The organism is Leifsonia sp. SIMBA_070, assembly GCF_046534635.1.
In the GTDB taxonomy this organism is placed as follows: domain Bacteria; phylum Actinomycetota; class Actinomycetes; order Actinomycetales; family Microbacteriaceae; genus Leifsonia.
Genome location: NZ_JAWRYK010000938.1, coordinates 1 through 236, shown reverse-complemented (window position 1 = coordinate 236; position 236 = coordinate 1). Strand labels below are relative to the sequence as shown.

The window sequence follows — 236 nt, the reverse complement described above, 5'->3', positions numbered from 1 at the left end:
AGATCCAAGTGTATTAAATGAAGAAAACATTGAAATATCTCTTCATAATAAAATGATTAAAATAAGAAGAACAACAAAAGAAACATCCTCATCAACTAGAGATTCAGAGAATATTTCAATTCAATCCATCCCATTTAACAATATAGATAACATCATACTAGATTTAACGCTAAGACCTGATAATAACTATAAATCTAATACTGTCAAATTTTTATTCTTACAAAATGCTCTAGTAG

At 25.8% G+C, this 236-nt stretch carries 1 protein-coding gene; it reads left to right on the top strand.

The window, feature by feature from the left end; all coding sequences use genetic code 11:
- Window positions 1–236 (top strand): hypothetical protein (locus SB754_RS22960; protein ID WP_410784560.1); only part of this gene is annotated, 236 nt, incomplete at both ends.